The organism is Amycolatopsis jejuensis, from assembly GCF_000717335.1.
Lineage (GTDB): Bacteria > Actinomycetota > Actinomycetes > Mycobacteriales > Pseudonocardiaceae > Amycolatopsis > Amycolatopsis jejuensis.
On the sequence record NZ_JNYZ01000012.1, the window covers coordinates 452,838 to 465,444 of the forward strand.

A 12,607-nucleotide genomic window follows, 5' to 3' on the forward strand; every position below is an offset into this window, starting at 1 on the left:
GTGCCGCGTGCCGCCCGAACCGGAGTCCGCCCCGGCGGCGTTCACCCGAGCGGGGCAGGACGCGGTCACGTTCTCCCGTCGCGTCGCCGGCAGCGCTCTCGCCCGAACGGAACGGCACCGCAGCGAGAACCGGGAACTGCTGAAGGAATTCGGCCGCCGCCGGCTCTCCGGTGCCGCGGAACCGCCGCCGTCGGCACTGCGCGGGGCGGCCCGCCGGTTCCGGGCAGCCCGCGGGTTGCCGATCCCGGCAGTGCCGAGCACCCCCGAAGCGGTTCCCGTTCCGCCCCCGGTTCCGTCCCCTTCGGCACGAACGGGTGACGAGGACGAGGACTTTTCGCAGTCGCGAATCATGCGCCGGGAAGCGTGAAATCGCCCTGTGCGTGTGCTAACCGCACTGGTGGACAACGTTTTTCCGGATTCCGCGAATACCGGAGCGAGCGGGTCGCGGCGCGCGGTTCCCTGATCCGGCGTTCCCGCAAGCAACTACTTGCGGATAAATCGCGACAACCGTGAACCGAGCTGGCACTGTCAGCGTCGTAGCTTGCGTACCGGAGAGACAGAGCCGGTGCGCACAACCACTTGACGAAGGGGGCAATCCCATGACTACGGGCTTCACCGGGACTCCGGAACAGTTCACCGCGGCAGAGGGCCGCGTGGTCGACGTCCGCACGCAGATGGACCAGCAGCTCGGCAAGCTCGAGGGCGAGATCGAGGCCACGCGAGCCGGCTGGGAAGGCGACGCGCAGCGCGCATTCGACAACGTGATGCGCCGCTTCGACGAAACCGGCAAGGGTCTGAACCAGGCGCTCGCGGACATCGGCCACCTTCTTCAGGAAGCCGGTTCGAAGTACCAGCGCAGTGAGGCGCAGAACAACGAGATGGTGCAGGCGTTGAACAAGGGTTTCAACGTACTCGGCTGATCCGGTTCTTTCCGTTCACTTCACCACTTTTCAGTTCTTCGATGGGAGTAAGCCATGCCTGACGGCCGTATTGTTGTCGATCCGGGAACCATCCACCGCGCGGCAGACGACTGCACCGCCACCACCAAGCAGCTGCAGGTCCTGTTCGACCGCCTCAAGGACGACCTGAACCCGCTGGTCCACGACTGGACCGGTGAGGCGAAGGACCAGTACATGCAGAAGCAGGCCGCGTGGGACCAGAAGTTCGCCGACCTGAAGCAGCTTCTCGCGCAGATTGCCTCCGCCCTGCCGCAAATCGCCGACGGCTACCAGTCGACCGACCGCTCGGTGCAGAACCTGTTCTGAGCAAGCTCCGAACCACGGCGGGCACGCACCGGGAAACCGGTGCAGGCCCGCCGTTTTCGTGCTCTGGGCACCGGTGCGGACCTGCCGTTTTCGTGCTGGGGGAACTGGTGCGGGCCAGCCGTTTCGTGCTGGGGGAACTGGTATCGCTGGCCGTTTTCGGGGCGGGAACCAGTGCCTGGCTCGCCGTTTTTCGCGGGCGGGGAATTGGTGTAGGTCCGCCCCTTTTTGCGCATGACGAACCGGTGCTGGGCCGCCGATTTCGTGGTGCGGGGGGCAGGCGTCACCGATTTCATGCCCGGGGAGTTGGTGCTGGCCCGCCGTTTCCGGGCTCGTCGTCGTTGATGTTCCGCGCGCGGGGCCGTTTGCATGCATGCTGCCCCGAATGTGATGCAGGTGCCGAGCCGTGATTCGGGCAACCAGTGGGTCGCCGGGTCAGTGCGGCGCGCCGACCGAGTATTCCGGCTTGTCGTTGAGCACCCGGACCGTCACTTTTTTCGGCTGGCCACCGACCTGGACCGTGCAGTCGAAAGTCGTCCCGTTCGTGATCGGCTGGCCTGTTGGGCAGGAGACATTCTTCACGTCCGGTTCGCCGTAGTTCTCACCGAGGACACGGGAAACGCCGTCCTGTAACGACTTCTGCTCCAACGTATCCCCGCTGAAAGCGCCGAACCACCACGCCGCCCCGACCCCCAGTGCCGCTACGAGAACCCCGGCCCCGGCGATCAGGAACGGCTTCTTCGACCGGGGTTTCTTCGCGTCGGCACCGGAAAACGCGCCGAGGCCGCCGTAGTGGGACGGTTGAAACCCGCCACCGTAAGGAGTTTCCTGCCCGTGCGGGGGAGTGCCGGGCTGGTGCGGAGGCTGGGTGCCGGTCCACTGCGAGGGTCCGGCGGGTTGCCAGGAGGAACCGTCCATTCCGGACTGCTGCGTCGGCTGCCACCCGCCGGGGTTCTGCTGACTGCCCCAGCCGGTGTGCGCAGGTGTCGCTTGTGGACTCGACGCAGGGGGAAGCGGCGTCGGCTGCGAGCTGGGTGCGCCGGGGTTCTGCCGGACATCCCAGCCCGGCGGGACCTGCTGCGCCTGGGGCTGCCACCACTGCGGCTGTCCAGGATGGACTCCGGGCTGCGGAACCTGCGGCGAGACCGGTTGCGCGCCGGACTGGGGTTGCGGCGAGCCAAGCGGCTGGGATAGCTGCGAGCCGGACTGCGGAACCGGTGGCGAGCTGGGTTGCGGGACCGGTTGCGCGCCTGGGTGTGGAACTGGCGGAGAGCCAGGCTGGTGGGGGTGCGGTGCGCCGGGCTGCAGAAACGGCGGCGAGCCTGGGGCTTGGGCGTGCTGCCAGCCGGGCTGTCCCGGCGTCGACGCTTCCGGTCCCGGTTGACCGGGCGTCCACGCAGGCGGCCCCGGCTGTGCGGCCTGTGGCCACGACTGACCGGCCACCCCGGGCTGCTCCGGTGGAGTCCCCTCCTCAGACGGTCCGCTCACCACTCATCCCCCAACCGCTCGTTCACCGCACCCTGCACCGTCCCGGCAAGCATCGCCGTCACCAGCACCGTCACCGCCCCTGCAGGTCGCCAAGGCGGCGGTAGAAGTCCTGTTTTGCCTCGTTGTCCGGGAGGACCGTCACCTGGGCCGCGTCCGGGACCTTCGGCAGATCCTGTGCCGTCGCTTGGCCCGTGAACCGGAAGTTGTACTTGAGTTCGATCTTGTGTCCATCACCCTCGAACTGGGCTGCCATCACGAACTCCGACAGGGACCCGTCCGGTTTCAGCGTGATCGTCGTCGGTACGACGGCCTTGCGCAGTTCCGGGCCCACCTTCGACAGCAGGCTGTCCGGCAGCACCTCCACCCGCTGCTCCAGGAACCGCGAGAACGCCACGTTCACCGTGAGCTCCTCGCTCCCGTCCGCGGAGCTCTTCGCGCCTCGGACTGCCTTCTTGTCCGCCTCGTACGAGCTGCTCGCCGCGTCGGCCATCTTGCACGCCACCTGGACTCCGCCCCACGCGCACGGCTGGACCAGTCCGCCCTCCGGCTTCGGCATCGACACCCATGGCGTCGGCGCCAGTGACTTGTACGCCGGGCCCAGGTACAGGTACTCGACCGTGCCGTCGGCGGGCGTGAACGAGTCGATGATCTCGTCCGGGTTCTTCTGTGACCGGTTGTGCACCACGCGGCTCTCCGGGCTCCCCGTGCGGGCCGACGTGATCGTGTGGTGGACCCACTTGTCGTCGAAGCGGAAGTACGCGTCTGCCGAATTCGTCACATTCCTGGCGTCGAGGATGGAGTCCCCGAGCTTGGACATGGCCTTCTCGAACTTCGCGCCGACGTACGCGGCCGCCTGGTCGCCGTCCGGCAGCGCGGTGCCGGCGCGGGCTTGGCCGCACGCTGTCGCCAGCGCCAGTACTGCGACGGCGGCGCAGGCGCGCGTCGTCCTCGATCGTGTCTTCACCTGCGTGTCCCCAGTGGTCGTCGTGCCCGGTGTCCGATCGTCTCATCCCGGCGGGGTGCGCGCGGCTTGATCCCGGGCCGCTACACTCCTCACCGGACCGGTGCGGTGGCTACCCACCCCCGCTGCACACCAGCGGGAACCACAGGGGTATCTTCATATGTCGTTGTGCGTTGCGGCGCGTCAGCGCTCGGCCCGCACAGAACCCACACGCAATGTTGACGACGAGGTAGACCCTTGCCCACGTACAGCCCCAAGCCCGGCGACGTCACTCGTGCCTGGCACGTGATCGACGCCGAGGATGTCGTGCTCGGACGGCTCGCGACCGAGGTCGCCACGCTGCTGCGCGGCAAGCACAAGCCGACCTACGCCCCGCACGTGGACACCGGTGACTTCGTCATCATCGTCAACGCCGAGAAGGTCGCTCTCACCGGGAACAAGCGCGAGCAGAAGTTCGCGTACCGGCACAGCGGCTACCCCGGCGGCCTGCGGAAGCGCTCCTTCGGCGAGCTGCTCGACACCAAGCCAGAGCACCTCGTGGAGAAGGTGGTCAAGGGCATGCTGCCGAAGAACAAGCTCGGCCGCGCCATGGCCAAGAAACTGAAGGTGTACGCCGGCCCGCAGCACCCGCACGCCGCGCAGCAACCGCAGGCGCGCGAGATCACCAAGATCGCGCAGGTCGCGCAGTGAGTGAGGAACAGTTGACCAGCACCGAGACCGACGCCGAGGCTCCCGCGGCCACCGAGGTTTCCGAGGCCCCCGAGGCGGTTGCCTCGACCGAGACTCCGGAGACCCCGGAGACCCCGGCCGAGACTTCGGAGGCCCCGGCCGCCACGGACACCGCCGCCGCCACCGAGCCCGCCGCCGCCCCTGAGCCCGCCGCCGCCCCTGAGTCCTCTGAGGCCGTCGCGACCAGCGAGTCTCCCGCCGCGCCGCGTCCGTCGCGGGCTGCGGGCGGCAACGCCCAGACCGTCGGCCGCCGCAAGGAGGCCGTGGTCCGCGTCCGCGTCGTGCCCGGTACCGGTGAGTTCAAGCTCAACGGCCGCACCCTCGAGGAGTACTTCCCGAACAAGGTGCACCAGCAGCTCATCCGCGAGCCGCTGGTCACCGTCGAGAAGCCGGACTCCTTCGACATCTTCGCCAACCTCCACGGCGGCGGGATCTCGGGCCAGGCGGGCGCGCTGCGTCTGGCCATCGCCCGTGCACTGGTCGAGGTCGACGCCGACGACCGCCCGGCGCTGAAGAAGGCCGGCTTCCTCACCCGTGACGCCCGCGCCACGGAGCGGAAGAAGTACGGCCTCAAGAAGGCCCGCAAGGCTCCGCAGTACAGCAAGCGCTGATTCCACGCTCAGGCGCAACCTCGGAAGCGCCCATCCGTCCATCGGATGGGCGCTTCCGTCGTTTTCCGGACCGGGCTGATGCGTTTTGCCCGTCCCGCGCGACTCTCTGGGGTGGGGACCGGCTCACCTGCCGGCGCCATTAGGTTGACGGGCGCCGTCACGACTCGACGTTAAGGACCAAGGAGGTCGAGAGATGGCTCGACTGTTCGGCACCGACGGGGTACGCGGTCTGGCCAACGCCGACCTCAGCCCGGAGCTGGCACTGTCGGTCGCTGCGAGTGCCGCTCGGGTGCTCGCCGCGCACGATCGCTCGCACCGTCCGGTGGCCGTGGTCGGCCGTGACCCGCGCGCCAGCGGCGAGATGCTGGAGGCCGCCGTGGTGGCCGGCCTCGCGTCCGCCGGCGCCGACGTGCTGCGGCTCGGCGTCCTGCCCACGCCTGCCGTCGCGTACCTCGTGGGCGCGCTCGAAGCCGACCTCGGCGTGATGATCTCCGCCTCGCACAACCCCATGCCGGACAACGGCATCAAGCTCTTCGCCGCGGGCGGGCACAAGCTGCCGGACAGCATCGAGGACGAGATCGAGGCCGGTCTCGCCGCGGCAGGCGTCACCCGCCCGACCGGGTCCGGCGTCGGCCGGGTCACCGACGTCACCGACGCCCTCGACCAGTACGTCGACCACCTCGTCACGGCCACGCCGCATCCGCTCACCGGCCTCAAGGTCGTCGTGGACTGCGCGAACGGTGCGTCGTCGGTGGCCGCGCCGGAGGCGTACCGCAAGGCCGGGGCCGAGGTCGTGGCCCTGCACGCGGAGCCGGACGGCATCAACATCAACGAGAACTGCGGGTCGAACCACCCTGACCTGCTGCGGGCGGCAGTCGTCGAACACGGCGCTGACCTGGGCATCGGCCACGACGGTGACGCCGACCGCTGCGTGGCCGTCGACGCCTCGGGCGAGCTCGTGGACGGTGACCAGATCATGGCCGTCCTCGCGCTGGCGCTCGCCGAAGAGGGCGAGCTGGTCAAAGACACCCTGGTCGCGACGGTGATGAGCAACCTCGGTCTGCACCTGGCGATGAAGGCGCACGGCATCACGGTGGTCACCACGGCGGTCGGTGACCGTTACGTGCTCGAGGAGCTGCGCGCGTCCGGGCTGGCCCTCGGTGGCGAGCAGTCCGGCCACGTCGTCCTCCCGGCACACGCCACCACCGGCGACGGCCTGCTCACCGCCCTGCGCCTGATGGCCCGGATGGCCGCCACGGGCAAGCCGCTGGCCGAGCTGTCAGCGGTGATGAACCGGCTCCCGCAGGTGCTGGTCAACGTTCCGGTCGCGGACAAAGCCGCGGTCGCCGGGTCGGCCGAAGTCCGCGACGCGGTGGGCGAGGTCGAAGCCGAGCTCGGCGAGGAAGGCCGGGTCCTGCTGCGTCCGTCGGGTACCGAGCAGCTCGTGCGGGTGATGGTGGAAGCCCCGGCGCATTCCACGGCACAGGCCGCGGCCGACCGCCTGGCCGGAGTGGTGTCCGCGGTCTCCTGACCGAACTGCCCCGAACCGCCCCGAACTGCCTGAATCGCTGCGCCCCTCGTCACGCTCCGGGTACATTCCGTTGGCGGGTACTCGGAGGAGGGGCGGAGCGATCGTGGCGAAGCGACAGGACGTCGATCCGCAGATGCTGGAGTCCGCGGGCGGGTTCGTCCGGGACGTGGCCAAGGACAAGCTGCAGACCACCCTGGCCGCGCTGAAGCAGCTGCAGATCACCGAGGCGGACTTCGGCCGCAAGCACCACGGGTCCTTCCAGCTGTACAAGACGGGCGTCGAGAAGGTCGGCAAGTGCGTCGACAGCTACGTGAAGGCGTCCGAGGACTTCGGGACCAACCTCGGGTCGGCGAGCAAGAAGTACTCGGCCAACGAGGCGGGCAGCGCGGACGCCGTGCGGCGAAGCGGTAACCGCTGATGGCCGAGCGCAACGGGACCATCCCGTCCTTCCAAGAGTTCCAGCAGTTGATGAACGACCCGAGCATCGACCCCAACACCAAACGGGGGCTGGCGCTTCGCTACTTCGACTACGTCGAGGACGAGGAAGAAGAGGGCGACGCACAGAGTTACGGCTTCCAGAGCGACGAAGACCGCAACCACTGGCGGGACTTCTACAAGCAGCAGCTGTCCATTTCCGAAGGGGACATGGACTGGGAGACGTCCAGCGCGGGCGACGTCTACAAGTGGTACGGCATGGCCAAGGACAAGGCCGACCAGGGCGCCAAGGACCGGGCCGCGAGCCAGCAGCAGGCCGTCGACGGCGACCGGCAGAAGCTGAAGGACCAGGGCGCCAAGAACAGCGATACCGACCCGGGTGTCGCGAACTCGAACGAGATCCTCGACCTCGGGGTCTCCGGCCTGCAGCCGTTCCGGAACCTGCTGCCGCTGTACAACCGGGCCCGCGGGCTGGTCGCGCAGAACCTGCCCGAGCATCCGTTCCAGCAGGACGTCGGCGACCCGTTCGACGAGCAGCGCGACATCCCGTTCGCCAAGTTCAAGGCAGCCGCGCACGAGTTCACCGACGTCAACGCCTCGATCGTGGACGCCGCCGCCGACCAGGACAACCGCATGGCGACGGTGCTCGCCAACTGGTCGGGCAACGCGAAGGATTCGGCTCAGCAGTCGTGGAAAGGGATCACCGACGGCACGAAGAACGTCGAGGGGACCCTCAAGGGCGCGGCGGACGCGGTCGACCGCGCCATCGCCTCGATCGCCAAGCTGTGCCGCGCGAAATGCCAGTGGCTGCAGGAGTACTACCTCACCGAGTACCCCAAGAAGGGCGACCTCTCGCCCGGCGACATCGACCGCCTCATCCGGGTCGCCGAGATGGGCCGCAACGCCAGCGACGACGACTTCAAGCACTTCGTCCGGTTCATGCCGGAGGACGTGAAGAACCAGGTCAGCAGTGACAAATGCGACCTCGGCGACGACACCAAGGACGCCGGGCAGGACTGGGCCAAGAAGTGGCTGGCCGGGTTCTGCGGGTTCATGGACAAGCACGTCACCAACTGGAAGCAGGTCTGCGAGAACACGCGGACCGGGGTCGACCAGGTGTGGAACGGGCTCGGCGCCACGTTGAACGGGGCTCGCGAGGATCTGTTCACTACGGCTTCGAAGCCTGCCGAACCGGTTGCGCACCAGCAGACCCGTGCGTCGTCTGCGGGCGGTGGTTCGCATTCGGCACCTGCTGCACCACCGGCTTCGGCTTCGGCTCCCGCTGCTCCGGCTCCGGCTTCGGCTCCGGCTGCGGTGAAGGCTCCCGAAGTGCCGCCGCCGACTGCTGAGGGGCTCAACCCAGCGAAGGCGGGTACGGCGCCCAAGGCGGAGGAGCCGGACGCGGTGACCGTCGAGCACGGCGGGCGGCGGATCTCCCTGTCCGAGCCGGGTACCGACGGGCGGATGGGCGTGCACGTCGACGACGGCAACGGCCAGCCGAAGAAGTACGACCTCGACTTCGGTGACCAGTCCCACGGCAAGATCCACATCGAGGACGGCAAGCTCTCGATCGTCGCCGAGCGGCCCGGCGGTGCAGACGGTCCGACGGTCGTGACCATCGACGACGGTTCCGGCCAGCCGACGAAGTACACCCTCGGCGAGGACAGCGCCCCGACTCCCGGCGGCCAGGGTGGTGGACAGGGCGGTGGCGGACAGAGCGGTGGTGGACAGCCGGTCTCCGGACTGCCGCCGACCGGGGCGGCAGAGCAAGCCATCTCACCTCCCGGCCAAGCCGTTCCGGAGCACTCGGTGCCCCAAGCTGTGCCGGATCACTCTCCGCCCCAGGCCGTGCCGGAGCACTCCGGGTCCGAGCAGGCGATTTCCCCTGCCCGCCAAGGGATTCCGGAGCAACACGAGCTGCCCGTCACCCACAGCGAGGCACCGGACGATTCGACGACAGCCCAGTCCGTGGTCGATCCCTTCGACACCAACGACGGGTTCGACAGCACGCCCGACGGCGGCGACCCGATGGCCGCGTCGCCCAGCACACCGCACGACGACACCGCGGAACTCGGGACCACGCCGGTTCATCCGACGCCGGGCACCGACACCCCGTCGATGATGGGGGGCGGCATGATGGGTGGTCTCGGCAACGCGCCCGGAGGAGCGCAGGAGCGCATGGCGAGCGGGTACCGTCCGGATGGCGGTCTCTTCGGTGCCATGGCCGGGGCGGACCGGATCAGCGGGTCGCTCTTCGACGAAGACGATCAGCCGGGCCGCTAGCGAACGGGGGAGGACGCGGTGACCGAAGACCTCGCGGCGGGTTTCCGCAGCAAGCTGGCCGACATCGAGCGCGAGAACTCGGAGCGGCTGGCGTTGATCGGCAGCCGGGTCACCAAGGAACTCGACGCCGGCAAAGAAGCCAGTGACAAGCAGCTGCGCACTGTCGGCGAGGTGATCGTCCGCGTTCAGGAGAACGCGCGGCGGGCGCAGAAGGCCGGTGGCTGGGTCATGGAGTCCACTGTGGGCGACAAGGCCGACGGCGAGGTCAACTTCGTGTTCGACGACGAGGAAGCAGGCACGGAACGGGCCGAGCACCCGGCACCGGAGCCTAAGGGGCGGCATCGCCGCGCTGCCCACGATGACGACAACTTCGCCGACACCGACTGGCTGGCGACCTGATCGCTCAGGCGGCTTCCTCGTCCGGTACCTCGATGGGCGCGCGTTTCACGTCCGAGTCCAGGAGCGGCAGGTACTTGTCCGTGCCGGTCAGGTGGGTCAGGAAGAACGCCGTGAACAGGGCTTTCGTGAGCTGCTGAGTCGCGCGTTGCGGTTTGCCCTGCAACAGGAGCTGGCTCCAGTGCCGTCCTTCGGTCACCGCGAGGTGTGTCGACTTCGACAGCGTGCGCAGCTGCACCGGCCCCGCCCAGGCGTGCGCGATGGCCTCGGCGTGGCCGACGGCCGGGGCGACCAGGTCGCCGTCCACGGCCAGGTGCAGGCCGGGGGCGCTGATCAGCTGGGCAGCGTTCGTGGCGGGCGGGAAGGTCTGGGCGGCGGCCACTGTCGCGACCGCGCGGACCCGCGGGCGTGCGTCGTCACCGGCTCGCGCGGACTGGGCCGCGGCCAGCACCGCCGCGCCGCCGCCGGTGGAGTGACCGGCGAGACCGAGTTTGTCCGGGTCGACGCTGATGCCGTCCGGGCCGAGCCGGACCGTGGTGATCACGTCGAGCGTGGTCAGCAGGTCCCCGGCCAGCAGGCGGTGCGACGGCAATGGGCCGAGCTGCGTTGCGGGGGCGGCGGCGACCACACCCCAGCTCGCGAGGTGGTGCAGCAGCTGGCGGTACCGGGTGGCCGGCTGCAGCCAGCCGTGCCCGAAGGCGAGGGCGGGCAGGCCGAGGCCGCGGCGCGGGGTGAACACGACGCCGGGCAGCCCGACCAGGGCGAGGTTGCCGCGCAGGACCTCGTGCGGACCCGGGTGGGACAGCTCCGTGAGCAGCTGCTTGGGCTTGCTGGCCATGCGCGTGACCTTACTGCCCGTGCCCGGCCGTGGCCCGGTGCGCCACCCCGAGCGGGACGGCGGCATGCCACCACACTGCCGCCGGACCCGGTAAACCGTTGCCCGGCGCGGTCCCCGCCCAGGTCAGAGCCGGTGAAAACCTCGCCGAAGGGACCGGAGCAGGGGACTGGACATCCCTCGTTACGCTAGTTCGCGTGTGTGGAATCGTGGGATACGTCGGACACCGCCCGGCCCTGGACGTCGTGCTCGGTGGACTGCGCCGGATGGAGTACCGCGGCTACGACTCGGCCGGGGTGGCGGTGCTGGACGGCGCCGGGGCGCTGAACGTCGAGCGCAAGGCGGGCCGGCTGGCGAACCTGGAGGCCCGGCTCGACGAGGTCGGCCGCGGCAGCTTCACCGGTACCGCAGGCATGGGTCACACGCGCTGGGCCACGCACGGCGCGCCGGTCGACCGCAACTCGCACCCGCACCGGGACACCACGGGACGGGTCGCGGTGGTGCACAACGGCATCATCGAGAACTTCGCCGCGCTGCGGGCCGAGCTCGAGGCCAGTGGCGTCGAGATGGCCAGCGACACCGACACCGAAACCGCCGCCCACCTGGTCGCTCGTGCGTACACCGACGGCGACACGAAGGGTGACCTGGCGGCCAGCGTCGCCGCGGTGTGCCGTCGCCTCGAAGGCGCGTTCACGCTGGTCGTGACGCATGCCGACGAGCCGGACACGATCGTCGCGGCGCGCCGGTCGTCGCCGCTGGTGGTCGGGGTCGGCGAGGGGGAGCACTTCGTGGCCTCCGACGTCGCGGCGTTCATCGAGCACACCCGCGAGGCCGTGGAGCTGGGCCAGGACCAGCTCGTCGTGATCACCCGCGACGGCTACGAGGTCACCGACTTCCACGGCGACGCCGCGCAGGCCAAGCCGTTCACCGTCGACTGGGACCTGTCGGCCGCCGAAAAGGGCGGCCACGAGTACTTCATGCTCAAGGAGATCGAGGAGCAGCCGGAGGCGCTCGCGAACACGCTGCGCGGGCACTTCGAGGCAGGTCGGATCATCCTCGACGAGCAGCGCATTTCCGACCAGGACCTGCGTGACGTCGACAAGGTCTTCGTAATCGCCTGTGGTTCGGCGTACCACTCGGGTCTCGTCGCGAAGTACGCCATCGAACACTGGTGCCGGTTGCCGGTGGAGGTCGAGCTGGCGTCGGAGTTCCGCTACCGCGACCCGGTCCTCGACCGCGACACGCTCGTGGTCGCCGTTTCCCAGTCCGGCGAGACTGCGGACACCCTCGAAGCCGTGCGGCACGCGCGGGAGCAGAAGGCGCGTGTGCTGGCGGTGTGCAACACCAACGGCGCACAGATCCCGCGTGAGTCCGATGCGGTGCTGTACACGCATGCCGGGCCGGAGATCGGCGTCGCGTCCACGAAGGCGTTCCTTGCCCAGATCGCGGCGAACTACCTCGTCGGCCTCGCGCTGGCGCAGGCGCGCGGCACGAAGTACCCGGACGAGGTCGCGCGCGAGTTCGCCGAGCTGGAAGCCATGCCGGCGGCGGTGCAGAAGGTACTGTCCACTGTGGACCAGACCCGCGACCTGGCCCGGCGGATCTCGGATTCGCGCGCGGTGCTGTTCCTCGGCAGGCACGTCGGGTTCCCGGTGGCGCTGGAAGGTGCGTTGAAGCTCAAGGAACTCGCGTACATGCATGCCGAAGGCTTTGCCGCCGGTGAGCTGAAGCACGGTCCGATCGCGCTGATCGAGGAGGGCCTGCCGGTCGTCGTCGTGATGCCTTCGCCGAAGGGCCGCGCGGTGCTGCATTCGAAGCTGGTGTCGAACATCAGTGAGATCCAGGCCCGTGGTGCGCGCACGATCGTGATCGCCGAGGAGGGCGACGAGACCGTGCGCCCGTTCGCCGACGAGCTGATCGAGGTGCCTGCGGTACCCACACTGCTGCAGCCGCTGGTGTCCACGGTTCCGTTGCAGGTGCTGGCCGCGGAGATCGCGCGCTCCCGCGGGTACGACGTGGACAAGCCGCGTAACCTGGCGAAGTCCGTCACTGTCGAATAGCTGCGGAGGTCGCCGC

The 12,607-nt window shown here is 69.3% G+C and carries 13 protein-coding genes; 10 read left to right on the plus strand and 3 right to left on the minus strand.

The annotated features are described in order from the left end of the window. The first annotated feature begins 7 nt into the window (after positions 1-7). The 3 genes from OO71_RS19660 to OO71_RS19670 all read left to right on the plus strand — a co-directional run bounded on the left by OO71_RS19660 (position 8) and on the right by OO71_RS19670 (position 1,265). Positions 8-367, plus strand: a complete 360-nt coding sequence (locus tag OO71_RS19660; RefSeq protein ID WP_033291215.1) for a hypothetical protein — start codon at positions 8-10, stop codon at positions 365-367. Positions 368-599: 232 nt separating this feature from the next. Further along, positions 600-920, plus strand: a complete 321-nt coding sequence (locus OO71_RS19665) for a WXG100 family type VII secretion target (protein WP_051791709.1) — start codon at positions 600-602, stop codon at positions 918-920. Between the two features lie 54 nt (positions 921-974). Further along, on the plus strand, positions 975-1,265 hold the full coding sequence (locus OO71_RS19670) for a WXG100 family type VII secretion target (RefSeq protein WP_033291216.1): 291 nt from the start codon (positions 975-977) through the stop codon (positions 1,263-1,265). A 432-nt stretch (positions 1,266-1,697) separates the two neighbouring features. Here OO71_RS19670 and OO71_RS51660 read toward each other — a convergent pair whose 3' ends face one another. Next, positions 1,698-2,180 (minus strand): DUF4333 domain-containing protein, encoded by a 483-nt coding sequence (locus OO71_RS51660; RefSeq protein WP_051791710.1) that lies wholly within the window; start codon positions 2,178-2,180, stop codon positions 1,698-1,700. A gap of 640 nt (positions 2,181-2,820) precedes the next feature. Continuing rightward, on the minus strand, positions 2,821-3,714 hold the full coding sequence (locus tag OO71_RS19680) for a hypothetical protein (protein ID WP_051791711.1): 894 nt from the start codon (positions 3,712-3,714) through the stop codon (positions 2,821-2,823). Between the two features lie 234 nt (positions 3,715-3,948). On the opposite strand from OO71_RS19680, the gene rplM reads away from it, so the two are divergent. The 6 genes from rplM (at position 3,949) to OO71_RS19710 (ending at position 9,699) form a co-directional block, all read left to right on the plus strand. Next, complete coding sequence (gene rplM / locus OO71_RS19685; RefSeq protein WP_009072361.1) at positions 3,949-4,401, plus strand: 50S ribosomal protein L13; 453 nt, start codon at positions 3,949-3,951, stop codon at positions 4,399-4,401. 11 nt (positions 4,402-4,412) lie between these two features. After that, on the plus strand, positions 4,413-5,051 hold the full coding sequence (rpsI, locus tag OO71_RS52955) for a 30S ribosomal protein S9 (protein WP_033291347.1): 639 nt from the start codon (positions 4,413-4,415) through the stop codon (positions 5,049-5,051). A gap of 193 nt (positions 5,052-5,244) precedes the next feature. After that, positions 5,245-6,582 carry a phosphoglucosamine mutase gene (gene glmM / locus OO71_RS19695; protein ID WP_033291217.1) on the plus strand — a complete coding sequence of 446 codons (1,338 nt, stop codon included), beginning with the start codon at positions 5,245-5,247 and terminating at the stop codon, positions 6,580-6,582. Between the two features lie 103 nt (positions 6,583-6,685). Beyond that, on the plus strand, positions 6,686-7,000 hold the full coding sequence (locus tag OO71_RS19700) for a hypothetical protein (protein ID WP_051791712.1): 315 nt from the start codon (positions 6,686-6,688) through the stop codon (positions 6,998-7,000). Then, positions 7,000-9,300: a hypothetical protein gene (locus tag OO71_RS19705; RefSeq protein ID WP_033291218.1), complete on the plus strand. Its 2,301-nt coding sequence runs from the start codon at positions 7,000-7,002 to the stop codon at positions 9,298-9,300. Before OO71_RS19700 ends, OO71_RS19705 begins: the two co-directional genes overlap by 1 nt. 18 nt (positions 9,301-9,318) lie before the next feature. Then, complete coding sequence (locus tag OO71_RS19710; RefSeq protein ID WP_033291219.1) at positions 9,319-9,699, plus strand: hypothetical protein; 381 nt, start codon at positions 9,319-9,321, stop codon at positions 9,697-9,699. 4 nt (positions 9,700-9,703) lie between these two features. Here the strand turns inward: OO71_RS19710 and OO71_RS19715 are convergent, their stop codons facing one another. Next, the gene (locus tag OO71_RS19715; RefSeq protein ID WP_033291220.1) at positions 9,704-10,534 is read right to left on the minus strand and encodes an alpha/beta hydrolase family protein; all 831 of its coding nucleotides are present in this window, start codon (positions 10,532-10,534) and stop codon (positions 9,704-9,706) included. 194 nt (positions 10,535-10,728) lie between these two features. Here OO71_RS19715 and glmS point away from each other — a divergent pair, with 194 nt between their 5' ends. After that, positions 10,729-12,591 carry a glutamine--fructose-6-phosphate transaminase (isomerizing) gene (gene glmS, locus OO71_RS19720; protein WP_033291221.1) on the plus strand — a complete coding sequence of 621 codons (1,863 nt, stop codon included), beginning with the start codon at positions 10,729-10,731 and terminating at the stop codon, positions 12,589-12,591. Positions 12,592-12,607 lie beyond the last annotated feature (16 nt).